18 protein-coding genes and 2 pseudogenes are annotated in these 23,994 nt (G+C 73.4%); 9 read left to right on the forward strand and 11 right to left on the reverse strand.

The genetic code is table 11. The features are described from left to right. Nucleotides 1-83: 83 nt before the first annotated feature. The 3 genes and pseudogenes from K353_RS30985 to K353_RS36250 all read left to right on the forward strand — a co-directional run. The gene (locus K353_RS30985) at nucleotides 84-1,127 is read left to right on the forward strand and encodes a hypothetical protein (RefSeq protein ID WP_111556825.1); all 1,044 of its coding nucleotides are present in this window, start codon (nucleotides 84-86) and stop codon (nucleotides 1,125-1,127) included. Between the two features lie 515 nt (nucleotides 1,128-1,642). Continuing rightward, a complete protein-coding gene (locus K353_RS30990) occupies nucleotides 1,643-2,860 on the forward strand; it encodes an FAD-dependent monooxygenase (RefSeq protein WP_111556826.1) in 1,218 nt (405 codons plus the stop codon). 95 nt (nucleotides 2,861-2,955) lie between these two features. Next, nucleotides 2,956-3,154 (forward strand): annotated as a pseudogene (locus tag K353_RS36250) (transposase); the annotation flags it as partial. Between the two features lie 118 nt (nucleotides 3,155-3,272). On the opposite strand, the gene K353_RS34645 reads toward K353_RS36250, so the two are convergent. Further along, nucleotides 3,273-4,334 (reverse strand): cytochrome P450, encoded by a 1,062-nt coding sequence (locus tag K353_RS34645; protein WP_158585542.1) that lies wholly within the window; start codon nucleotides 4,332-4,334, stop codon nucleotides 3,273-3,275. 583 nt (nucleotides 4,335-4,917) lie between these two features. On the opposite strand from K353_RS34645, the gene K353_RS34650 reads away from it, so the two are divergent. Continuing rightward, on the forward strand, nucleotides 4,918-5,166 hold the full coding sequence (locus K353_RS34650; protein WP_158585543.1) for a hypothetical protein: 249 nt from the start codon (nucleotides 4,918-4,920) through the stop codon (nucleotides 5,164-5,166). Nucleotides 5,167-5,849: 683 nt separating this feature from the next. Here the strand turns inward: K353_RS34650 and K353_RS31000 are convergent. The 9 genes and pseudogenes from K353_RS31000 to K353_RS31040 all read right to left on the reverse strand — a co-directional run bounded on the left by K353_RS31000 (nucleotide 5,850) and on the right by K353_RS31040 (nucleotide 12,798). Continuing rightward, entirely contained in the window at nucleotides 5,850-6,101 is a 252-nt protein-coding gene (locus tag K353_RS31000; RefSeq protein WP_111556828.1) for a DUF6510 family protein, read from the reverse strand. A 16-nt stretch (nucleotides 6,102-6,117) separates the two neighbouring features. Then, nucleotides 6,118-6,840: an FAD-binding oxidoreductase gene (locus tag K353_RS31005; RefSeq protein WP_111556829.1), complete on the reverse strand. Its 723-nt coding sequence runs from the start codon at nucleotides 6,838-6,840 to the stop codon at nucleotides 6,118-6,120. 16 nt (nucleotides 6,841-6,856) lie between these two features. Beyond that, nucleotides 6,857-7,456, reverse strand: coding sequence for a sulfite oxidase-like oxidoreductase (locus tag K353_RS31010; protein ID WP_111556830.1), 600 nt, complete (start codon nucleotides 7,454-7,456; stop codon nucleotides 6,857-6,859). A 31-nt stretch (nucleotides 7,457-7,487) separates the two neighbouring features. Next, nucleotides 7,488-8,084 carry a sulfite oxidase-like oxidoreductase gene (locus K353_RS31015; protein ID WP_111556831.1) on the reverse strand — a complete coding sequence of 199 codons (597 nt, stop codon included), beginning with the start codon at nucleotides 8,082-8,084 and terminating at the stop codon, nucleotides 7,488-7,490. A 137-nt stretch (nucleotides 8,085-8,221) separates the two neighbouring features. Further along, nucleotides 8,222-8,470 (reverse strand): annotated as a pseudogene (locus K353_RS37355) (DUF3533 domain-containing protein); the annotation flags it as partial. A 127-nt stretch (nucleotides 8,471-8,597) separates the two neighbouring features. Next, entirely contained in the window at nucleotides 8,598-10,835 is a 2,238-nt protein-coding gene (gene katG / locus K353_RS31025) for a catalase/peroxidase HPI (protein ID WP_199528301.1), read from the reverse strand. A 128-nt stretch (nucleotides 10,836-10,963) separates the two neighbouring features. Next, complete coding sequence (locus K353_RS34655) at nucleotides 10,964-11,335, reverse strand: CrcB family protein (RefSeq protein WP_158585544.1); 372 nt, start codon at nucleotides 11,333-11,335, stop codon at nucleotides 10,964-10,966. Next, a complete protein-coding gene (locus K353_RS31035) occupies nucleotides 11,332-11,823 on the reverse strand; it encodes a CrcB family protein (protein WP_111556834.1) in 492 nt (163 codons plus the stop codon). The genes K353_RS34655 and K353_RS31035 overlap by 4 nt, the downstream gene beginning before the upstream one ends. Nucleotides 11,824-11,970: 147 nt before the next feature. Next, nucleotides 11,971-12,798, reverse strand: a complete 828-nt coding sequence (locus K353_RS31040; protein ID WP_111556835.1) for an alpha/beta fold hydrolase — start codon at nucleotides 12,796-12,798, stop codon at nucleotides 11,971-11,973. A gap of 247 nt (nucleotides 12,799-13,045) precedes the next feature. Here K353_RS31040 and K353_RS36260 point away from each other — a divergent pair, with 247 nt between their 5' ends. Next, complete coding sequence (locus tag K353_RS36260) at nucleotides 13,046-13,684, forward strand: amidohydrolase family protein (RefSeq protein WP_255410783.1); 639 nt, start codon at nucleotides 13,046-13,048, stop codon at nucleotides 13,682-13,684. Nucleotides 13,685-15,794: 2,110 nt separating this feature from the next. Then, entirely contained in the window at nucleotides 15,795-16,592 is a 798-nt protein-coding gene (locus K353_RS31055) for a sulfite exporter TauE/SafE family protein (protein ID WP_111556837.1), read from the forward strand. Nucleotides 16,593-16,630: 38 nt separating this feature from the next. Here the strand turns inward: K353_RS31055 and K353_RS31060 are convergent, their stop codons facing one another. After that, the gene (locus K353_RS31060) at nucleotides 16,631-17,086 is read right to left on the reverse strand and encodes a hypothetical protein (protein ID WP_146616625.1); all 456 of its coding nucleotides are present in this window, start codon (nucleotides 17,084-17,086) and stop codon (nucleotides 16,631-16,633) included. 493 nt (nucleotides 17,087-17,579) lie between these two features. On the opposite strand from K353_RS31060, the gene K353_RS34660 reads away from it, so the two are divergent. The 3 genes from K353_RS34660 to K353_RS36675 form a co-directional block, all read left to right on the forward strand. Then, complete coding sequence (locus K353_RS34660; RefSeq protein ID WP_158585545.1) at nucleotides 17,580-19,088, forward strand: hypothetical protein; 1,509 nt, start codon at nucleotides 17,580-17,582, stop codon at nucleotides 19,086-19,088. Between the two features lie 228 nt (nucleotides 19,089-19,316). Continuing rightward, nucleotides 19,317-20,981, forward strand: coding sequence for a hypothetical protein (locus tag K353_RS31075; RefSeq protein ID WP_158585546.1), 1,665 nt, complete (start codon nucleotides 19,317-19,319; stop codon nucleotides 20,979-20,981). A 16-nt stretch (nucleotides 20,982-20,997) separates the two neighbouring features. Beyond that, nucleotides 20,998-23,994 (forward strand): AAA family ATPase (locus tag K353_RS36675; RefSeq protein ID WP_146616626.1); only part of this gene is annotated, 2,997 nt, incomplete at its 3' end.

A 23,994-nucleotide genomic window follows, 5' to 3' on the forward strand; every position in this document is an offset into this window, starting at 1 on the left:
TTCCGGTGCGGTGTCGAACCGATGGCATCAGGGCACCCGCAGGGGTGCGCGGCCGAGAGGGGTGGAACGTGGTCGGACGGTCCGTGATCGATGAGGAGTTCGCGGTGGAGGGCGCTACGGGCGGTCGGGTGACGGTGCTTCCGGGCTTTCGCCATCCGGAGCGCGGTGCGGTGCGGTGTCCGGCCGCGCCGCTGCTGGCGGCGTGGCTGCGAAGGCGTGGGGTGGATGCGGTCGTGGGCACCGTCGGCATCGTGGGTGGAGCCCTGGAGGCACCCGCGGCCGCCTCGGGCGTGGTCGCCGCGACGTTCTTCGACGGAAGCGTCGGCATGGGGCTGGCCGCGGCTGCGGACGGCGAGCAGTTACCGCACGCTCGGGCGGCCGTCGCGGCGTGGTCGTCGGTGCTGCGCACCCGACGCATCCTTCTGCCTGCGCCCGTCGCGTCCTGCACCGTCGCCGACCGGTACGCCTCGCCAATGCCGCGGCCGCGCTCGGCAACCCCGCACAGCCACGACTGCCTCCGGGTCGGCCAGGCGTTCCAGTCGCTACGGCGCTTCGCCGAGCGCGGAGATACGGTTCTGCTCATCGGAGCGGGGCCGCTACTGTCCCTGCCCGCCAGTGCCCACCGGGCCCGTGTGGTGGCCGTGAACTCCCTCGACACGGCGCGGTCGGTGCGCATCGCTGATCCGGCCGGGATCTCCTTCGTGCTGCGGCCGTGCACCCTGATCGAGGAGGCGGTGGAGATCCTCGCCGTCCTGCGCTCGCGCTTCCCGATGCTTCGCGGCCAGCATCCCGACGAGTGGTGCTACAGCGCCGAGGACGACCGCGCGGCGGCACGCAGCGTGGCGGGTCGCAGCGACGTGACGCTGCTCCTGCCGGGAGGCGGCGAGCCACCGGCGGCCGCGCGCCGCACGGTCCGGCTCGCCTCGCTGGCCGACCTGTATCCGGGGCACCTGCGCGACGTGGCCACCGTGGCGGTCATCGGCGGCGACGAAAGCGGCCACGACGGCCTGACACGGGAGATGGCCGTCCAGGTGATCAACGGCCTGGGACCCGTGAGCGCGGTCGAGTTCCAGGCCACCAGCCGCATCCTGCCCCAACGCGCGGCCAGGGCCGTGCGACAGCGATGAGCGAGCCGACAGGTGACGCTCACGGATCCCCGAAACGGGCCCCGGCTCGTTTCAGGGCTCGACGGGGCGGCCGAGGAGGGGTCGCGCGGGCGCAGGCCGAAGGTTGCCCCCGTGATCGATCCTCCGGTGCCTCGGGCGCGGATCGGTACTGACGGCCACCGGCTCCGTATCGTCCGAAGGGGATTGCGCAGGCGGGCGACGTCGATCACGGCACGGCCGGCGCCGACTCCTTGGAGCCGGCGACCGCACGGACCCCCCTCGGGTCTCCATCCTGGCGAGAACACGCCCGACGCGGGCGCGGAACTGCTCGTGCCCACGACCGTGCTCGACCTGCCACTTCGCCGGTCCGCCGCCAGGACCCGAGATCCGGGGGAGCCAGGGAGCCCACGTGTGACAGCGCGTGACGCGTCTCCCGCAGCACACCGGGAAGTCTTGCTCCACACCGCGGTGGCCGCTCGTCCGCCGCCCTTCCCCGCACTCCTGGCACGAAGAAAACCCGAAGGAGAAACGTCCCCGTGAACACCGCACGCCGCGTCCTGATCAGCGGAGCCAGCATCGCCGGACCCGCCGTCGCCCACTGGCTCACCCGCTACGGCCACCGCTGCGTCGTCGTGGAACGCGCACCGACCCTGCGCACGGCCGGACAGAACATCGACATCCGGGGAGCCGGACGCGAAGTCATCCGGCGGATGGAACTGGAGGAGAGCGTCGGCGCCGCCGGAACCGGCGAGAAAGGCACGAGGTTCGTCGGCCGCGACGGCGGCACCGTGGCGGAGTTCCCGGTCGGCGGCTCCGACAGCGACGGCCTGACCGCAGGCATGGAGATCCTGCGCGGCGACCTCGCCCGCCTCCTCGTGGAACGCAGCACCGGAAGCGGGCGGGGCGGCGGCGCCGAATACCGCTTCGGCGACTCAGTCACCGCCCTGCGGCAAGACGCCGACCACGTCCGGGCCTCCTTCGCGGGAGGCTCCACCGAGGACTTCGACCTCGTCATCGCGGCGGACGGAATGCGCTCGACGACCCGGCCGCTGATCGTCGGCGACGCCGCGCGGATCGTCCCCAAGGGCCTGTGCACCGCGTACTTCACCATCCCGCGCCGCCCCGAGGACACCGACTGGTGGCGCTGGTACTCCGCGCCCGGCGGCCGCACGGTGACCCTGCGCCCCGACAACACCGGAACCATCCGCGCCGGACTCTCCTTCCTCGGTCCGGACGGGAAATACGCCGACCTCCCTGCCGACGCCCAGCGCGAACTGCTCGCCGAGGTCTTCGCAGGAGCCGGCTGGGCCACTCCACGCGTGCTCGACGGGATGCGCCGCGCCCCGGACTTCCACCTCGAAGACGTGGGACAGGTCCACTCCGCCACGTGGTCGCGCGGCCGCGCCGCACTGCTGGGCGACGCGGCGTACTGCGCCTCGCCCATCAGCGGCATGGGCACCAGCCTCGCCCTCGTCGGCGCCTACGTCCTCGCCGGAGAGATCGCCTCCCACCGCCACCACCGGGACGCCTTCGCCGCATACGAGCGCATCATGCGGCCCTACGTCACCAAGGCACAGTCCCTCCCGCCGGGAGCCCCCCGCCTGGCACACCCGCGCACCCGTTGCGGCATCACCGCTTTCCACAGCGTCCTGAGACTGGCTGCCACGGCCCCCGCCCGCCGCCTGGCCACCGCGCTCACCGCACCGCCCGCCGACGGCGTCCAGCTCCCGGACTACACACACCTGGAGGCGTAGAGGCGGCACTCCCCTCCTCCTCGACCCCCTACAGCGTGTCGCACGTGGGTCTCGGACCGTTGGATCGCTCATGGGGAGTTGGTGGGCGGGGTCGGATCGTTCCTGACGGTCCGTGGAATCCGGCGGAGCCGTTGCTGCCGGTGGCTCGGGTGCGGCCGCGGGGCGGTGGGACGGCGAACCCGGACGACGGGGCGGCGTTCGCCGCGGTCCGTCCACGTGCTGACGACCGGGCGCGCGTGGCGTCATCCGCCGCCGTGCTTCGGGCTGTCGAAGTCGACGGTGCACCGCCGCTTCACGCGCCAGGCGCCGGTCTCCCGCTTCCGGAGACTCAGTCCCTCCGGTCCCTGCTGGTGGAGGCAGGCGGGTTACCGACGACTCAGATGAGGGATACCGCGTGCGCAACGGGATTCGTTCAGTGGTGGCCGTCGAGCCGGACGGGGACGTCGACGTGTCCGTTGAGCATCAGGGACGGGAAGCGTTCCAGGGCGTCGTCGGGGACGGCGAGGCGGATGCCGGGGAAGCGCGCGAGGAGGGCGGGCAGGGCGGTGACGGCCTCCAGGCGGGCGAGTTGTGCGCCGGGGCAGGCGTGGGGCCCGTACCCGAAGCTGGTGTGGCCCCCGACGGGGCAGCGGGTGGCGTCGAAGGAGGCGGCGTCGTCCCCGTACCGGTCGGGGTCGCGGCCCATGGCGAGGTAGTTGAGCAGGAGTGGGTCTCCGCGCCGCACGTCCGCCTCGCCGATGCGGGCGTCCTCGGCGGCGTAGCGGGCGAAGAACGTGGCCACGGGCGCGTCGTAGCGCAGCAGTTCCTCGACCGCCTGCGGCCAGAGCCCGGGCCGGGCGGTGAGCAGCGCGCGCTGTTCGGGGTGGTGCAGCAGGGCGCGCAGACCGTGGACCAGGAGGTGCACGGTGGTCTCGTGCCCGGCGGCGATCAGGACGAGCAGGGTGCCGATCAGCTCCTCGTCGGTGTACGGGTCGTCCGCGGCGGCAACGAGCAGTGCGCTGACAAGGTCGTCGCCGGGTTGACTGCGCCGCCGGGCGACCAGGTCGGCGATCAGCTCGCGGGTGCCGAGGACCGCCGCGAGCTTGCGCTCGGCGTCGACGGCCTCGCTGAAGAAGTCGTCGAACAGTACGCGCAGCCTTCCGTACCACTGCGCGGGGATGCCCAGCAGCAGGCCGAGCACCTGCATCGGCACCGGGAAGGCGAACAGCGTGCGGTAGTCGACCGTTGCGTCCGGGGCTTCCCGGGCCGCGGTGGCGAGCGCGTCGAGGCAGCCCGCGACGATCGCCTCGACCGGCTCGCGCAGAGCCGCCACCCGGGCGGGCGTCAGGGCACGAGCCAGGGGCGCCCGCAGCCGCCGGTGCTCCGCGCCGTCGACGGTGATCAGGCTGCGGGGCGTGTCCACCACGGGCCGCAGCGGCCAGTCTGCCGGGACCTCGCCCCGGCGCCAGGCGTGCCAGGTGTTCACGTCCTTCACGAAACGCCGGTCCACCAAGATCGCCCGCCCTAACCGGTCGGACGTCACCACCCACGCCGGAAGGCCACCGGGCAGCTCGACCGGTACCAACGGTCCCACCGCCCGCAGGCGCTCCGCCTGACGGTGCAGATCGCCGTCCTCTGCACTGATCCGCTGGACGGGCTGACGCAGCGACAGATCCACGGGAACTCCGATCGGGTGAGGAGGTGAAGTGACGCCGGGCCGGTGCACCGACAGCGAGTTCCACGTGCCCCTGCGGGCCGGGCCGGCTGCCGCGCGGCAGTTGAGGTCCGGATACCCGGGCCCGGCGGTGCGGAACCACCGCCCCTCTGGCGACGATCGGCCCTCGGCCGCGAAGGCGTTCTGCGGGCGGGGTGGAGCAGGGCGGTCCCCGGCGGTTGGATGGGCGGTGTCCGGCTTCCCGGTCAGCGCGCCGGACAGTGGCCGTCGTCCCTGGTAACCGTGAGAGGTGCCTTCCGGTCCCTCTCCCGACTTCCGGTCCGCGATCCTGCGTGCCGCCGCGCTCACCGATGCGGAGGTTCCCGCCATCGGGCTGACGGTCTTCACCGGCACGCACGGCTGCGTGGCGAGTCCCACCCGCGCCGACGACGGCAGCGGCGACTTCTCCGATCCCGACGGCGTCCTCGGCCGGGTCACGGTCGGCTCGACGACCACCCACGCAGCCACCGGCGCGGACCGCATCCACGCGCAGGCGCAACTCGCCGGGCCGGAAGTCCACTTCCGCTCCACATCACTGGTGAGCATCAAGGCCGGGGCGATCGGTTCGCTGGACTCCTACCCGCAGCGCATCCCTGCTCCGGTGGGGTCCTAAGCGCTCGCCCCCACGCGCACCGACTCGGCACAGACACCGTCCTCGGGCACCGCGTCCCCGTCGGGACCACCGAACTGTCCATCAGCGGTGACGACTTGGGATCCCCGCAGATCGGCCCCGGCACCCTCACCGTCAAGGTCACCGCCCATCGGGACCCCCCCCGGCCCAGGCACGTCAGCCAGCCGCCGAGGCGTGGATCGACATCGCCGTGACCGGCGCCCTCAACGACCTCCGGAGGCAGCCGCTCCACCGGGTCCCCGTCATGAACCTGCGCGTAGGCGAGGCACAGGCCGACTGCCGCGACACCCTTCCGTCACCGCCGTCCTCCCGCTCCCCGTCGGCGGGGGTGCCGCAGTCACCCGCTCCGTCCCCGTCGCCTTCGTCGCCGCCTGTCCCCTGCGGTCCTTCGGCGCCAGGGGTCCGCGGTGCGGCTCGCTGAGACAGGTGGTGCGTCCGCGCTCCGGGCAGTGGCCGTGCTCGGGCTCCTCGGCGCCGGGGCCTTCTGCCTGGCGCTCTCCCGGCGCCGTACGTCCCGCACGCCCTGACCTGAGGACCCCGACAGGTACGGCCGCGTTCCGCGCGGCCGTACCTGCGCGCGGCCGGCCTGCCCAGTCGTCGGCTGGTTCGTCCATGGTGTCCACTTCGCTTCCCGTCCCGTTCCGGTCCGTGGGTACGGGTCGGTCTCAGCTGGTCGTGAAGCGCAGGGCGCCGCCCGTGCCGAAGTCGAACCAGAGCCGGCCGGGGTGGCGGGCGATCCGGAAGGCGATCTCGGAGCAGCGGGGGCAGCGGGCGACGGCGGCGGGTCCTTGGTCGTAGACGTGCAGGGCGGCCAGGGCGTCGTCGGTCCCGCAGCCGGGGCACAGGCGCCAGGCGGTGGTGGGGTCGGGGAGGAAGAGTTCGGACAGTGGGCCGGCGAGGGCGTTTCCGTCGCGCACGGAGTCTCCAGGGGTGTCAGCCGAACCGTTCGGTGCGGACACGGTCGGGTCGGTGGCCGAGGTGGACGAGCAGGCCGGCGGCCTTCTCGACGAAGGCGGTGGGGCCGCAGACGAAGGCGAGGGCCTCGTCAGCGGGCCGGAACCCCGGCAGGTCGAGGTCGGTGGCGGTGATCCGGCCGACGGGCCGGGTGTGGCCGGGTGGTGCGGTGCGGGTGTACAGGCAGGCGGCGGTGACGCCGGGGTCCCGGGCCTCGGCGATGCCGTCCAGCAGCGTGCCGAACCAGCGCTGGTCCGGGTCGCGCAGCGAGTAGGCGAGGTGGAACCGGGGCCCGGCCTCGCCGAGGTCGAGCCTGGCGCGCAGCATGGCCGCGAGCGGTGCGATGCCGGAGCCGCCGGCCACCAGTAAGACGGGCCCGGTGCGCCCGGGCTTCCAGACGAACCAGCCGCCCAGTGGACCCGCGACCTCGATCCCGGCGCCGACGGGGAAGTCCTCGGCGAGGTACGGGGAGACCTCGCCGAACGGTGCGGGCTGGATGGACATCTCGATCCGGTCGCCGTCGGCCGGCGCAGACAGCGAGTAGCTGCGCACGGCCCGGTAGCCGTCGTCCGCGGTGAGCCGCACGTCGACGTGCTGGCCGGGCAAGTGGCCGGGCCAGCCGTCCACGGTCAGGTGCAGGGTGCGCGCGGTCGTGCTCTCGGAGGTCCTGGCCCGCAGCTCGGCCCGGCGCCAGTGGGTCATCGTGTCGCCCTCCGCCTCAGTCGTTCCAGGTGCGCTGCTCGCGCCACGGATCGCCGTGGTCGTGGTAGCCGAGCTGCTCCCAGAAACCGCGGTGGTCCTCGGCGCGGAGGGTGATGCCGCTGATCCACTTCGCGGACTTCCAGAAGTACAGGTGTGGCACCAACAGCCGGGCGGGGCCGCCGTGTTCGGCGGTCAGGGGCTCCCCGTCGTAGGTGTGGGCGATCCACGCCTTCCCGCCGCGCAGGTCGGTGAGCGGCAGGTTGGTGGTATAGCCGCCGTGGCACTCGGCGAGGGCGTGGCGGGCGTCGGTGGTGACGCCGTTGAGCAGGGTGTCGAGGCTGACGCCGCGCCAGCGGGTGTCGAACTTCGACCAGCGGGTCACGCAGTGCAGGTCGGTGGTCACCTCCTGCTGCGGCAGGGCCGAGAACTCCTGCCAGTTCCAGCGGCGCCGTTCGCCGCTCTCCGCCGTCAAGGTGAACTCCCACCGGTCGAGGGGGATGTCGGGAGTCGGGCCGGCGGAGAGCACGGGGAAGTCCTCGGTGAGGAACTGGCCGGGCGGCAGACGGCCGCCGCGAGTACGGCGGTGGCCGTGGAATCCTGGGGTGAACGTCGCCATCGGGCGAACTCCTCGGTGGTCCTGGGTTCGGTCAGTCCTGCCAGGTGCGCTGCTCGCGCCAGGGGTCGCCGTGGTTGTGGTAGCCGGCGGCCTCCCAGAAGCCCGGTTCGTCGACCGGGCTGAGGGTCAGTCCGCGCACCCACTTCGCGGACTTCCACAGGTACAGGTGCGGCACCAGCAGCCGGGCCGGGCCGCCGTGCTCGGGCGAGAGCGGGAACCCGTCGTACGCGTGGACGATCCACGCCTGGCCGTCGAGGACGTCCTCCAGCGGCAGGTTGGTGGTGTAGCCGCCGTGGCAGTGGGCGATCACGAAGTCCGCCGCCGTCTCGGCGTCCGCCAGCAAGGTGTCGAGGCTGACGCCGCGCCAGCGGGTGTCGAACTTCGACCAGCGGGTCACGCAGTGCAGGTCGGTGGTCACCTCCTGCTGCGGCAGGGCCATGAACTGCTCCCACGTCCACGCGGTGCGCCACCCGGTCTCGCTGGAGACGGTGAACTCCCACTCCGCCGTGTCGACCTCGGGCGTGGGGCCGGCCGACAGGACGGGGAAGTCGTACGTCGGGTACTGGCCGGGCGGCAGGCGGGAGGTGTCGAAGCCGCGACGGCCGGAGAAACCGGGTGACAGGCTCATGCGGTCCTCCTGCGGCCGACTGGTCCTTTTCCCATGAAAGGGGAGACCGCGTTTTCGTGCACCTCGGGGCCGAACGGTGCGGGCACTGCCGCCGCAACCGGGCACGCCCCGCCGCCCCGCCCGGCGGGGCGTGCGCACTACAGGGCGTCCGGGACGGGGGCGGTGGTGCGAGCGGGGCGGGAGGGAAGCAGGAAGGAGGCCACGAGGGCGACCAGGACGCCGCCGGCGGCCCAGGCGACCAGGACTCAGACGGCTCCGGCGGTCGCGGCGCCGTCACAGTGGACAGTGTTGCGCACGACAGTCGTTCCCGCGCCGGGCGGGAGGGCCTGGCCGATGGCCCGCCAGAACGGCGGCAGCAGTGCTGCCGGATAAGCCCCGCCGGAGCTGGCGGGGACGCGGGGAGAGCCCTTCGCACTGCGCCCCCGTGCGGGGCCGGGTCCTGCGCGTGCGGCGCCCGGTGTGCGTGTCCCGGACCTCGCGGGGCCGGGACACGCACACCGGGGGTGTTGTCGGTCAGGCGCCCTGGTGCCGGGGGAGGTCGAAGCGGTCGAGGTCCATGACCTTGGCCCAGGCGGCAGCGAAGTCTGTGGCGAACTGCTCGTCGCCGCCGGCGGAGGCGTAGACCTCGGCGAGGGCGCGCAGTTCGGCGTTCGAGCCGAAGACCAGGTCGGTGCGGCTCGCCGTCCAGTGGACGGAGCCCCGTGCGTCGCGGCCCTCGAAGACGGCGGAGTCGTGGGCGGTGGGGGTCCAGGTGGTGCCCTGGTCGAGGAGGTTGACGAACCAGTCGTTGCTCAGCACCCCCGGACGGGTGGTGAGAACGCCCAGGTCGCTGCCCTGGTGGGTGGCGCCGAGCGTGCGCAGGCCGCCGACCAGGACGGTCAGTTCCTGGGGGCTCAGCCCGAGCAGGTCGGCCCGGTCGACGAGGCGGTACTCGGCGGGCAGGGTGTCGTCCTTGCCGGGGTGGTTGCGGAAGCCGTCGGCGGACGGCTCCAGGTAAGAGAATCCTTCGACGTCGGTGTGTTCCTGCGTCGCGTCGACCCGGCCCGGGGTGAACGGCACCCTGACGTCGTGCCCGGCGTCGGCGGCGGCCTTCTCCACCGCTGCGGTGCCGGCCAGCACGATCAGGTCGGCGAGCGAGACGCCGTGCCCGTCAGGGCGGGAGGTGCCGAACGCCTCGCGGATGTCCTCCAGTTGGCCCAGCAGCGTGGTCAGCCGGTAGGGCTCGTTCACCGCCCAGCCGTTCTGCGGCTCCAAGCGGATCCGGGCGCCGTTGGCGCCGCCGCGCTTGTCGCTGCGCCGGAAGGTGGACGCGGAGGACCAGGCGAGCCACACCAGGTCCGCCGACGGGATCCCGGCGGCCAGCACACGGGACTTGAGCTGCTCGACGGCGCCTGCGTCGAGCGGCGCCTCGGTCGGTTCGGGCAGCGGGTCCTGCCACAGGAGCTGCTCGGCGGCGACCTCCGGGCCCAGGTACCGGGTGATCGGTCCCATGTCGCGGTGGGTGAGCTTGTACCAGGCGCGGGCGAAGGCGTCCGCGAACTCCTCGGGGTGCTCCAGGAAGCGCCGGCAGATCCGCGCGTAGTCCGGGTCGACCCGCATCGCGACGTCCGTGGTCAGCATCGCCGGGGTCCGCCGCGCAGCAGGGTCGTGCGGGTCCGGGACGGTGCCCTCGCCCGCGCCGTCCTTGGGCCGCCACTGGTGCGCGCCGCCGGGGCTGCGGGTCAGCTCCCACTCGTAGCCCAGCAGGATCTCGAAGTAGCGGTTGTCCCAGCGGGTGGGGGTGTCGGTCCAGATCACCTCCAGGCCGGAGGTGACGGTGTCGTTGCCGTGGCCGGTGCCGAAGTCGCTCTTCCAGCCCAGGCCCTGCTGCTCGATCGGCGCGGCCTCCGGCTCGGGGCCCAGGTGCTCCGAGCCAGCCGCGCCGTGCGTCTTGCCGAAGGTGTGGCCGCCCGCGCACAGCGCGACGGTCTCCTCGTCGTTCATCGCCATCCGGGCGAAGGTCTCACGGATGTCGGTGGCCGACGCCATCGGGTCCGGATTGCCGCGCGGGCCCTCGGGGTTGACGTAGATCAGGCCCATGGTGTCGGCCGCCAGCGGCGCCAGCAGCTCGCCGTCGTCCTTGTGCCGCTCGTCGGTCAGCCACACCGTCTCCGGGCCCCAGTACACCGCCTCGTCCGGGCCCCATACCTCCTCGCGGCCGCCACCGAACCCGAAGGTGGCAAAACCCATCGACTCCAGGGCCACGTTGCCCGAGAGCACCATCAAATCGGCCCAGGACAGCGCCTTGCCGTACTTCTGCTTCACCGGCCACAGCAGGCGCCGCGCTTTGTCCAGGTTGACGTTGTCCGGCCAGGAGTTCACCGGTGCGAAGCGCTGCAGCCCGGCGCCGTTGCCGCCGCGGCCATCGGTGACGCGGTAGGTGCCGGACAGGTGCCAGGCCATCCGGATCACGAACGGGCCGTAGTGGCCGAAGTCGGCGGGCCACCAGTCCTGCGAGGTCGTCAGGACCTGCTCGATGTCGCGCTTGACGGCCACCAGGTCGAGCGCGCCGAACGCCGCCGCGTAGTCGAAGCCCTCCCCTTCGGGGCGGCGGGCCGCGGCGTGGCGGCGCAGCACACCGAGATTCAGCCGCTCGGGCCACCACTGGTGGATGCCGTCACCCTTCATCGGGTCCGCGGCCATGTCCTGCACCGGGCAGCCCTCGGCCGCCGGGTTGGTGTTCTCGGGGAACGCGTTGGTGACCTGCTGCACGTCGTCGTCGGGCACGGGAGGAGCCTTCCTGGTACGGGAACGGAGGGGTGGGACGGACTGCTCGGATCAAGGTGGGTGCGGGCGTGGCGGCGGCCCGGGCAGGAGGGCGGGGCGGCGGGCCGCGGTGATCACCAGAGGAGGCCGCCGACCGCGCTGCCCGCCCAGGCGAGCAGGACGCCGACGACCGCGCTGGAGCCGAGGTAGCCGGCAGCTAGGCGGTAGCGCCGCATGCGCAGGAAACCGGTGGTCTCCCACGCGAGCGTCGACCAGGTCGACAGCGCACCGCACACGCCGACCGCGACCAGGGCCTGCACCCACGCCTGCACGTGCCGCATCTCCAGCGCGACGCCCAGCAGCAGGCAGGCGGCGGCGTTGACAGTGAACGTGCCCACGGGGAACGGCCGCCGGCTGGTGGACTTGCCCCACACCCCGGCCCAGAACCGCAGCGGCGAGGCGACGGCCGCTCCGAGCGCCAGCCACACCCACCCCGGGCCGCTCACGCCCGTACCACCTTCGGGGCCGTGACCATCCGGGTGGTCAGCACGCCGGCCCCCGCCGCGGCCCCCACGCACACCGCCAGGCTCGCCGCCGCGTATCCGAGACCGACGGCCTGCTGCCCGTCGGCGAGCAGGCGCCGGATGTCGTTCGCGAAGGCCGAGAAGGTGGTGAACCCGCCGAGCACGCCGCTGCCGAGCACCGGCCCAGCCCATGCCGGCGCACCCGGCCGGGCGTGCAGGACGGCCATCAGCACGCCCATCGCTGCGCACCCGACCGCGTTGATCGCGAACGTCGGCCACGGGAACCCCGCGCCCGCGTGCCAAGCGAGGTCCACCCCGGCCCGGGCCGCCGCGCCCGCCGCCCCGCCGAGCGCGACCTGCGCCGTCAGCCGCCACCGGCGCGCCGGGTCCGGCGCGGGGTGCGGGAACAGTACGTGGAACAGCCGTCCGTGGTGCTCCGGCCGGGCGGCGGTCGTCGTGACCGGTTGCATCAAGGCTCCGAAGTGGCATCGGAACGGACGGCAGTACAGGCAAGGGGGCCTACGCGCCTGCGGTGTGCGGGGCGGGGACGGCCCCCGCCCCGCACACCACAGGCCCTCGACGGCGGGCCGGTACCCGGCCCACCCGTTGACGGTCCGTCAGGAATTGAGAAACTCGAGCAGGTCGGCGTTGAAGCGTTCCTTGTCGCCGGGGACGACGGCGATGCCGTGCGAGCCGCCCTCGTAGACCTTGAGGACGGCGCCGGGGACGAGCTTGGCGGTCTTGCGGCCGGTGGCGTCGATCGGGACGACCTGGTCGTCGTCGCCGTGGACGACCAGCAGCGGGATGTCGAACTTCTTCAGGTCCTCGTGGAAGTCGGTGTGCGCGAAGGCGTCGACGCAGGCGACGCCGCCCTCGATGGTCTCGGCCATGGCCATGTACCAGAAGGCGTCCTTGTTGCCCTCGGTGGCCTTCGTGCCGGGCCGGTTGGCGGAGAGGAACCCGACCGCGGTGTCCTTCCAGAACTGCGAGCGCTCCTTGAGGATGCCGGCCTTGATGCCGTCGAAGACGGACTGCGGCACGCCCTCGGGGTTGTCCGGTCCCTGGAGCATCAGCGGCGGGATCGCGGAGAGCAGCACCGCGGAGCGGACCCGGTCGGTGCCGTGCCGGCCGATGTAGCGGGCCAGCTCGCCGCCGCCCATCGAGTGCGCGACCAGGGTGACGTCGGTCAGGTCGAGGCTGGTGAGCAGGTCGTTGAGGTCGTCGGCGAAGGTGTCGAAGTCGTAGCCGTCGTACACGGGGGTGGAGCGGCCGTGGCCGCGGCGGTCGTGGGCGATGCCGCGGAAGCCGGCGTCGGCGACGGCCTTGAGCTGGTCCTGCCAGGCGTCGCCGTTCAGCGGCCAGCCGTGGATGAAGACGACGGGGCGGCCGCTGCCCCAGTCCTTGTAGAAGATCTCCACACCGTCACGTGTCGTGCAGTAGGGCATGAGTGACTCCGAATTCGGCTTCAGGGACGACCGGGATCACCGGTCGAAGATTCGGAACGGTCGGCGGGAACAGCCGACGGCGGCACCGGTGCTCGTGCGGCACGAAGGCGGGACGGCGACCGGCACACGAAGCAGCCAACCGCACGCGCACTGCGCTCCGCATCCAACACACCGGGTTGTTGCTCTGAGCGGGTGACCGCAGCCCGGATCCGACCACGTACCGGATCGGCGGAGAGCGGGTCCGCGGATGCTGGTGGCGCCGCACATGATCTCGGCGCGCGGCGGCCACGGCGACTTCAGCGCGGCCGTCGCCGACCAGTACCAGGGCCCCGGGCGGGCGCGGGAGCTCGCGGCGGCCGACGGCTGCGACGAGATCCGCACCCGGGTCCGGACCGAGATCAGGGCGGGCGCGGACTGGATCAAGTTCGCGGCGACGGGCGGCTTCTCCAGCCCGTCCGACGACCCGTCCCAGGTCACCTACAGCCAGGAGGAGATGGACACCCTGGTTGCCACCGCCCGCGGCCTGGGCCGCCCGGCCACCCCGCACTGCTACGGCGACGAGGGCGTCCGCCGCGCCGTCCTGGCCGGTGTGGGGGGTGGGTGGTTGGCTGGGTGGTTGTTGTTCCTGGGCTGGGGGTTGGTGGGTTGGTTGGGAAGGGCCGGTCGGTGGTGGGGTTGTTCTGCGGCGCCGTGGGTTTCGGTGGCGCTGCGCTGTGCTGTTCTTCTCCTCGACCGGGCGGCCGGGCCGGGGCCGGTGACCGGGCGGGGCCCGGGTCGTTGGGGAAGTCGACGGGCCCGGCCCCCACTGCCTGCCGGAGGCTGTCACCAACCCCTGCCGCGCCCTCGCTGGAGAGGGCGCGACAGGGGCACCTGTCGCGGCCTGTGACCTGGGCCAATATCCCTCGGCCCCCGCCTGCGGCCCATCGCGACAGCTCTCCGGCCCGTCCGCCGTCTGTCGGTCCGGTTGTTGTCCGGCCCGGCTTGCCGCGTTCTCGGCCGTGCCCTTGGCCGTGCCGGTCCGGTCCGGTGGGCGGTTGGTCAGGTGTGTTGTGCGGTGTGGACGGCGGTTTCGAGGGTGTTGGTGAGGGCCGTCGAGTTCGGGTGGGCAGTAGCCGAGGACGGTGGCGGGCATGGCGGCGGCGGTCGCGCACGCCGCGACTACCGTGACCTGCTCGGTGCCGGTCAGCTCCGGCAGGGTCTGCCGGTCCTGCCCCTGGTTCTGCTCCTGGTCGTGGGCGTAGGTGTAGGCGGGGCCGATCACCGATGAGGGCAGCAGCCAGGTGCGGTGCAGCTCGTCCAGGGCCTGGCCGTCCCCGCCCGGGACCACCGCCGCCCCGCTGGCGACCTCCACCGCCTCGGCGGCGTTCAGGAGCGCCTGGACGTGGGCGTGCCCGCCTTGGCGCCCGGCCAGCTCCCGCACCCAGGAGGCCGCCTCCCGGCCCGCCCGCCGGGCCCGCGCCAGCGCCCGCTCCTCCCGCTCGTCCACCTCGTACGGCACGGCCTGGTGGCCGCCCGGGAGGGCCCGCTGCTCCTCCTCGTCCGGGTAGGGGCCGAAGCGGGGCGGCGGGAAGCGCGGGGAGTCGTACAGAGGGTCCATGCCCCTCCAACCGCCTCCCGGCCGCCCGAGTCACGGCTGCCCGGTCCGGTCCGTCCGGCCCGTCGTCGGGTGCTGTCCGCCCCGGCCGGTCCGCTGCCCGGTCCGGTCGGTCCGCCCGCCGGCCCCGTTGGGTCCGGCCGTCCTGCCGGTCCCGGCCCCGGTCCTGCCCGTTCCGGTGCGTCCCGGTGCGGGCCGGCCGGTTCCGCGTCCGGGCCGGCCTGGCCCGGGGCGTGTGTGTGACCTGGTGGGGTTTCGGGGGCTGGTAGCGGTGTTCGGTGGACCATTTCGGGTGGGTGGCCGGGCGTTGTTCGGTGGCCTGGCGGTGGTCCCGGTGCGGGCGGGTTTCGGTGACGGGGTGTGGCCGCCGGGCGGGGCGGGGCGGGGGCTGCGGGGGTCGGGGGCTGTTTCGGGGTGTTGCGGTGAATCGACGACGCGTCGGGAATTCCGCTGGTTTCCGCCGGGCTTTTCCTTGCCGTTTCGGTCGGGATTACCGCCGGTCGGGGGCTGTTTCGGTGGGGTCGTGGATTCGCGGGTCGGGTTCGCCGGGGTGATTGCGGTGGTGGCCGGGCTGCTCCCTGCCGCCCCGCCCGCCTCCCGGCCCGCCGCCAGGGCGTCGCCGTCGTCCGGCCGCCGCCCGGCCCCGGCCGGGGTGCATGCGGGCGTCCCGTACGGGTCATACGGGCGGTGCGGAACCCCGCGTCCAGTCCTGTGGGCGCACGCGATCCTCCAGGTCCGGGTTCCGCGTCGACGCCGTCCCTGCGGTGACCGGCCGCGCTTCGAGCACGCGGCCGGGACGAATCCCTCAGGGGCGGCGTCCGCACGCGCCCCCGGTCCCGGTGCGCCGCCACCCGCCCCGGTGCCCCGGTGCCCCGGGCCGGCTCGTGCCCGTCGACCGTCCCGTCCGTCCCGCCACCGCCCGCCTGCCGCCAGGACGTCGCCGTCGACCGCCACCCGCCCCGGTGCCCGCCGCCGCCCCGGCCCGCCCGTCCCGCCGCCGCCCGTCTTGCTCGGCCGTCGTCCGGTGCCGCTCGTCCTGCCCGGCTGCGCCCCGCTCCGTCCGGCCGGCGCGGGTTGTCCCACCGTCGCCCCGGGGGTTGTCCCAGCCGTGTCCTGCCGGTGTCTCAGCGCGCCGGTTGTGTCCGTTTTGCTGGGACGGTCTCAGGCTGTATCCCCAAGTGGGAGTGTTTCGCGTGCGGGGCTGGGGCGGGGCTGGGACGCGGCCCCGCCCGGCCGCCGGTGACCCGTCTCATCGAAGTTTGATCTGTCTCATCGGTCTCATCGGAGTTTGACGGCGGCCTGGTTGTCTCATCGGAGTTTGGCCGTCCGGCTGGTGGCCGCGGTGCGGGCGGTGTGCTGTGCGGGCCGGATCCTGGCCCGACGTCACGGGGGAGGGCTTGGTGTGGAGTGGTCGACGGCGCTGGGCGGCTTCGCGGCCGGGCTGGGGATCTCGGTGGTGACCGCGCCGGTGGGTGTCTCGGGTGCGGTGTTCCTGCTGCCGGTGCAGGTCAGCGTCCTGGCCGTGCCCAGCCCGGCGGTGACTCCGACGAACCTGCTGTTCAACGTGGTGGCCGGCCCCGGCGCGCTGCTGCGCCACCGCCGCACCGGCGCGCTGGGCGGCCCGCTGACCCGGCTGCTCGTCACCGGCGCGGTCCCGGGCGTCGTCGTCGGCGCCCTGGTGCGGGTCTTCGCCGTCCCCGGCCCGCACGCCTTCAAGCTCCTGGTCGCCGCCCTGCTCCTGCCGCTCGGCACCTGGCTCCTGCTGCGCACCCTGTATCCGGCCCCGCCGCGTCCGGCCGGGGCCGGGCTGAAGGCCGGGGCCACTCGGCTGCTGGCGTTGGCGGTGGGGGTCACCGGCGGGATCTACGGGATCGGGGGCGGCTCGCTGCTGGGTCCGGTGCTGGTGGCCAGGGGGATGCCGGTGGCGACGGTGGCGCCGGCGGCCCTCGCCTCCACCTTCGCCACTTCGTTGGCGGGAGCCGCCACCTACGCCGTGCTGTCCCTGACCACCACCGGCTCCATCGCCCCCGACTGGCCCCTCGGCCTGGCCTGCGGCCTCGGGGGCCTGCTCGGCGGCTACCTCGGCGCCCGCCTCCAGCCCCACCTGCCCGACACCGCGCTGCGGCTGTTGCTCGGCGGCCTGGCCGCCGCCGTGGGGGCCTTCTACACGGTGCAGGGCCTGCGCTGGCCGGTGCGCTGACCAGGCTCCGACCAGCGGTCAAACTTCGCTGAGACGCGTCAAACTAACTTGAGACGGGTCACCGGCCGGTCGCCACGGTCGGTCTTCCCGGTCGGCGTCGGGCAGCAGGCCGTGATGGTGGCGGGCGATCGCGTCGAGGAGTGCGGTGCGGGCCTGGCGCCAGTGGACGTCCTCGGTACGGCCGGCGTCGGCCGCCCACTCGGGAGCGGCCGCTCCTGGGCGGCCGCCGCCAGGTCCCATCTCAGGGTGCCAATCGCCTCCTGCCAGAGGCCGAGCCCGGACAGCAGGGCGCGCACCAGCTTGTCGACGGCGGCCACCGGGTCGGCGCCGAAGATCCGGGCCTCGCCCGCGGCCTCCGCGAGCAGGTCCTCGTCCAGGTCCTCGAAGTCCTCTCGCCACTGCCGCGCCCGCTCCTGGTAGGCGTGCAGCACCTCGTGCAGCGCGTTCTCGACGGCGGCCGGCGACCAGGGCAGCGGGCGGCGGGGAGCGCTCACGGTGTCGGCCGGCAGCCGGGCCGCCCCGGCCCCAGTGCCCGCCGCGGTGCTCGTCCGGTCGCAGTGGTTGTCACACCGGTGCAACCGCCGCGCCCCGCGGCCGGTCACGGGTGCGGCGCATATCTCTGTGCCGCACGGCCCGGTGCGGGACCCATAGGGCGCTGCACTGGCTGTCGCAGTCGCACCCGGCGTGCTGCATCCGGCGGTGCAGCGCTGCTGCGGCCCGGGGCCGCAGCAGGTGCGAAAGCGCCGCGGGATCCGGGCGGGACAGGCTGCACCAGCCGTTGCGGCGGCATCCGACCGGAGGGTCGTTGCTGCACTTTCCCGCGGCACCCGTGCCCGGCGGTGCAGCAAGGGCGCCCTTGCTGCACGGCCTGCGTGCGCGGAGTGCAGCGCGCCGCTCATGAGCGCTCTCCGCTCGGTGGTGCGCCCGCCGCGCAGCCGATTCACCCCGAGGGGAAACAGTGCTGGTGGTGGGAGCTAGCATCCGGGCATGGGTTTCTCCTCGGGGGTTAATGCGGCGACCTCGCCGATGCTGTTCGGCGCGCCACTTTGCGCGGTGTGCGCGGCGGAGCTGGTGTGGGGCGGGAAGGGCCGCCGGCCGAAGTACTGCTCGAAGGCGTGCTCGTCGAAGGCGGAGCGCACCCGGGAGAAGGAGAAGCAGGCCCGGGCCCTCACCGCCGCCACCGAATCCCCCCGAGGAGAAACGAAGCTGCCCGGCGACCTCACCGAGGGTCCGGTGGCGGCCGAGCTCCTCGCCCTGGGCGAGAAGCTGGCCCGGGCGGATCGGCTGCTGCTGCTCCAGCTGGAGCGCGCCGCCCGCGACGACACCCCGGCCCTGGCCCGCCAAGCCCTCGCCGACGTCCAGCACTACGCCCACGCGGTGATGCAGCGCCACCTCGAGCTGGTCGACCAACTGCGCACCCAGCACCCGGCGCTGCCCGCCGAGGCGGAATCGGCCGCCGCCGGGTCCGGCGAATCTCCCCGGGGAGAAACGACGACCGGCCAAGGCGCTCCCGCGGGTGTCGCCGAGCCCGTGCCGGAGCTCGTTGTTCCCCGGGGAGAAACGGCGTCGTTCCCGGAACCGGTCCGGCATGCCGCCGCAGCTCCCCGGGGAGAAACTCCCGCGACCGCGACCGCGACCGCGACCGCGACCGCGACCGCGACCGCGACCGTGGCCGTGCCCGCCTCATCCTCCCCGGTCCGGCCGGTCCCGGCCGTCCCGGTGTTCACGGTGGCGCACCCCGACGACACCCGCCTGCAGCCCGACGCGGTGCTGCGCGCCACCGCCGACCCGGTCCTCACCTTCGGCCCACCCGACCGCACCACCGACCTCACCGCGGCCTTCGGCCCGGGCTGGTCGGCGTCCTCCTGGTCGGCGCCGCAGACCGCCCGGATCCGCCAGCTCCACCAGCACGGCGTACGGGCGGGCTGGGCCGCCCCGCTGCGCCAGGGCCCGTGGGGCGGTGGCGGATGGATCGCGGTGCTGCTGCTGCCCGGCGGCCGCGCCGAACCGCTCCTCGATGCCGACGGCCGCCCCCACACCTTCCACGGCCAGGACCAGGCGCTCGCCGCGGTGCGCGCCGGGCGGCTCGCATCGCCTGCCACCGCCGCCCGCACCCCGGACCCGGACCGGCTGCGGCCGAGTACCGGCGGGTGGATCGGCCCGCGCGTACCCGAGCCCGGGACGGTGCGGGTGCCGCGCGATCCGCTGCGGCGCGGCCTGCCCCGCAGCATGGACGTCCACACCCCCCTCGACCCGAACACCTTCGGCTACGCCTGGGAGCTGGCCGGATGGACGGTGCAGCCCGACGTGCTGCTGGTCCTCGGTGAGGGCTACCCGGTCGGCTGGGTCGAGCGGGGCCTGGACGGCGGCGACGGCTGGGTCGCGGTCTACGAGGGCTACTTCCTCGGCGACCCCGCCACCGAGCAGGCCGCCCTGCACGACACCCCGGAGCTCGCCGCCCGAAGCATCCTCCAGGCCCACGTCCACGACCTCTGACCGGCCGCCGGGGCCATGATCCCGGTCACGGACAAACCGGGAGGACAAGGCCCCTGACCAGGGCAATTCGGGCGGGACAACCCGCAGGACAACATGCTGGTCAAGGGGTCGGGCCAGATGCAGGACAAGGGGTCGGGGTGCAGGGTCGGCCGCGTCCGGGCACCCGCCCGGGCCCGGGGTCGGCCACCGCGCCCGCCCCGGCCGCGCTCCTCACCGGAAGGTGGCGTCGTGCCCACGACCTTCTCCCATACCGCCTTGTCCCCTTCCGGCAGCGACGGCCGGGCCACCGCTGACCTGCCGGATGGCGCGATTCTTTGTGGATGCCCGGATCCGGACGGGTGTGCTGCTCTATCGTCGGACGGCATGGGGATGGTGGGGGCTGACGGGCGGGGGCATGGGGCGGCATTCACGGGGGCGGTACCGGTGTTCGGCGACCGGACCCGGGATGCATGCGTGGTGGTCCCGGGGATCATGGGCAGTGTCCTGGAGGACGCGGCGACGGGGCGCCCTCTATGGGGCGTCGACCTCGCCACGCTAACCGGTGCGCTGAGCGATGATGCCCTGTTCACCGCCCTGCGCGCGGCGCCCCAGGAGCAGGAAGCTGATGCCGATACGGCCCGGCGGACGCCGCCGACCCGCGTCCGGGCAACCCGTCTGCTGGCCAGGCCGTGGTGGTTGCCCATTTTCGGGGGTCTCGATCCCTACACCGACGCGGTTACGACTCTGCGGCAGATCACGATGGCGCCGGAGGCAGTGGTGCCGTTTCCCTACGACTGGCGTCTGGCGGTGTCCTACAACGGAGCGCTACTGGCTCGCGCGGCCCGCGCGCATCTGGAGTGTTGGCGGCAGCATGTCGCGGCTACACCCGAGTGGGCGGCGGCGGGGGCGCGGCAGCCGCGGCTGCTGTTCGTAGCGCACTCGATGGGCGGGCTGTTAGTACGGGCCGCACTGGAACAAGACCCGGAACTCGCGGCCGACACTCGGGCCGTGGTCACCATCGGTACGCCGTTCCTCGGTTCTGCCAAGTCCGTCTTGGCTCTGAACCTTCTGCATGCCCAGGCGAAGCCGAACCGGTTGGTGCGGCGGGTGCAGGAGATGGCGGCGACCCTGCCCGGCGTTCACGACCTGCTGCCCGGCTACCGCTGCCTGGACCTGGGCCTTGACGTGGAGCGCCTGACCCCGGCGGACGTAGCCCGGTTCGGCGGCGATACGGATCTGGCCGCCCGGTCCCTGGACGGGCACGCACATCATCGCGCGAGCGGCTTCGTACTGCCGGGGCACCGGGCGGTCGTCGGTGAGGCCCAGCCGACCATACAGACCCTGGAGGAACAGCGTGCCGCCCCTTGGGCCGTCGCGGGTCGCCAGCACGCCTTCGACGTTGAGGAGGACGGCGAATTGGTTCGGGATCCGGCCACCGGTATCCCGGCCCGCCGTGACGTCTCCGGTGACGGAACCGTTCATCTGCCCTCCGCCCGTGCCGGTACCGAGTCCGTCCATTACGTCTACGGTCAGCACGGCACTTTGATGCGCCATGACGAGGTCCTGCGGCAGATCCGCCGCATCGCCCTAGAACGCCCCCAAGGCGTGCACCTCGGCGGCGACGGCACCGGCCCGGGCCTGCAGACCCCCGAGCTCGGCGGAGTCCTCGGGGCTCCGCTCACGCTCACCGTCACCGGCCTGGACTCCCCGGCCGGTGTCACGTTGAGCGTGCACTCCACCACCACCGGCCGCCCCGGCCACCCCCTGACGCTGCGCCGGGATCCAGAGTGGACCGACGGCGCCCTGTCGGCCCACTTCATCGCAGAAGTCCCGGACCTGTACCGGGTGGTCCTGGACACCGGCCGCCACACGCCCCTCACCCAGCTCGTCCTCGTCAACGAACCCGACGCCTGAGACCCACCGACCTGCCATGACCGATCCCCACACCTCCGCCCCATCGCCGCACCCGGCCCTCGGCACCACCAGCCCCCAAGAGCTCGAACCGCTTCCCGAGGGTGGCATCGAGCTGTTCCCGGTCAACTTCACCGCCTACCAGCACCCCTACCTGCCCGACCTGGACACTGAGCGGCATGTACAGGAGATCGCCGACCTCCTTGCCCCCTATCGCGCGCGCACCACCGCGTGGGCGACGCCGGCCGACAAGCGCGACCGGCAGGCCGTCGAAGATCGCTTGGCCCTGTGGACCAACCCGACGCACCTGCCTGGCCAGAACACAGTGCTGTACTGGGTCGGCCATGGCAGCGCCGGCCACCTCGCCCACCACCGCACACCCGCGCCGATCACCAACGGCGTCACACCCGCCGACATCGCGCAGGCCATCGGCAGCCGCCAGCTCCACCCCGACAACGCCGACACCTGGGCGATCATCGTCCTGGACGCCTGCTTCTCCCAGGACTTCGCCAGAGCAGTCCACCTCGAACTCTTTACCCACCACCGCGGCGCCGACCGCTACCTGCTGCTGTCCACCGCCGCCCAAGGCCTCACCGAACTCGGCGCCCTCACCCGCGCCCTTCGCAGGGCCCTGCACATCACCTTCCCCACCCAGCCCGCTATCGGCCTGCTCACCCTCGGACGCCACCTGGCCGCCGAACTGGGCGGCTTCGTCGACGACCTCACCCTCGACGATCACCGCGACCAACTCGTCAACCAGAGCGCGAACGCCGCGGCCGCGATCTCCGCGCCCTTGGACCAGATCGCCGAACTCCAAGCCGTCATCGACCAGCTCCCCGCCGACGAGCAGCGCCACTTCCTGCCCAAAGCTTCCGGCGCCGAACTCGGCGAACTCGCCTGGTACTTCCACGGCCGCACCCTGCAACGCGACCAGATCCTGCGCTGGCTGTCCACCGCCACCCACGGCACCCTCATCGTCACCGGCCCCGCCGGCGCCGGCAAATCTGCTCTCCTGGGCCACGTCCTGCTCCACACCAACACCCGCCTACGCGACATCCTCACCCGCCACGGCCACCTCACCCCCCTGCCGCCCGGCACCCCCCGCCCCGACGACCCCTTCGACCTCACCGCCCACCTCGCCGGCCTTACCCCCGCCCGCACCCTCCACCTCATCGCAGCGGCAGCCGGCCTGCCCGAACTCGCCCTGCAGGCCGCCGAAGCCCGGCCCCCCGCCGACCTCACCGCCCAACTCCTGGACGCACTGAGCGCCCGCGACAAGCCGCTGACCCTGCTGCTCGACGCCCTCGACGAAGCAGACCAACCCCTTGTCATCGCCGACCAGATCCTGCGCCCCCTCGCAGCCCTCCCCCAGGTCCGCATCATGGTCGGCACCCGGCGCTCCACCCGCGAAGGACCCGACCAGCCCACCCCGACCGACACCGACCTCCTTGACGCCCTCCACCCCAACTCGGCCGCGACCGGCACCCCACAAGCGGCCGCCCTGCAATGTGTCGAGGTCGCCCAGGACCCGGAGGCCCTGGCCGGATACCTGCACGCCAAACTCCACGCCGCCAAACTCCGCGGCACCCTCCACGCCGACGAGGCGGACATCGCCGACGCCGTACACCGCCTGGTCACCGACCACCAGCACGGCAGTGCCGAACCCCAGCACTTCCTCTACGCCCGCCTCGCCGCCCACGAAATCCTCGCCGACCCCGACCTCCTCACCGACCCCACCCCGCTTATCGGCCGCACCCACCGCCAGCTCTTCACCCACGCCCTCCAGCGCCTTGATCGCACCGATGCCCGCTACACCCCCCTCCTGCGCGCCCTCGGCCTCGCCCAAGGCCGCGGCCTACCCGACCAGGACGGTATCTGGGCCACCACCGCCAAGGCCCTCGCCCCCTACAGAACAAACGACACCCACGCCGCTATCGCCGCTCTGGTCCGCGACGCCGCCCCTTACCTCGCCCTCGACCACGAAAGCGGCCAGAGCGTGTATCGGCTAGCCCACCGCACCTTCACTGAGCACTTCACCACCGCTTCCTACACTTCCACCGCCCACACCGCCATCACCCAGGCCCTCACCGAGCACGCCCGCCGCACGCTTCGCGCCCTCGCCGCGCACGGCATCACCCTGCAGCCCCAGAGCATCAGTCCCTATACCCGCCACCACCTCGCCACCCACGCACGCCTCGGTCAGAGCGCCGGAGCCCGCCACACCCTCGCTGAGCACGTCGACGTCCTCGACGCCCTCGACCTCACCAGCATCACCACCAACGCCTTCCACGGTGGCCTCGACCCGAACGACCTACCACCCCCTATTGCCGGAGCCGTCCTGCTCCAGCACCACGCCCAGCAGATCAATACCGCCCAACCGGACCACGACACACTCGCCTGGCGACGATGGTGGCGCCGACTCGGCACCACCTACATCCAAGGCACTCCGCCCTCGCCCGAAATCCCCACCCCCCAATCCTGGCCCCCCACCCTCATCGCCGGCTCCGTCCAGCGCCGCCAGCTGCACCTCCAACTCACCGGCCACAACGGCGGGGTATGGGCGTTGGCGGTCTTCACCGTCCCCGACGGTACCCCCCGCCTCGCCACCACCGACGGTAACGCGGGGGTACTGATCTGGGATCCCGCCACCGCCACCCAGATCGGTGGGTTCTCTACCGGCCACAGCGGCGGGGTGACGGCGGTGGCGGCCTTCACCGCCTCCGACGGTACCCCTCGCCTCGCCACCACCGGCGGCGACCGGACGGTGCGGATCTGGGACCCCGCCACCCGCGCCCAAGTCGGTAAGCCCCTCACCGGCCACACCAGCGCCGTGACGGCGCTGATAGCCTTCACCGCCTCCGATGGCACCACCCGCCTTGCTTCGGCCAGCTACGACAAGACCGTGCGGATCTGGGACCCTGCCGCCCGCACCCAAGTCGGTGAGCCTCTCATCGGCCATACCGGGCTGGTGAGGGCGTTGGCGGTCTTCACCGCCTCCGACGGCACCCCGCGCCTG

The organism is Kitasatospora sp. SolWspMP-SS2h, from assembly GCF_003259315.1.
GTDB classification, from domain to species: Bacteria; Actinomycetota; Actinomycetes; order Streptomycetales; family Streptomycetaceae; genus Kitasatospora; species Kitasatospora fiedleri.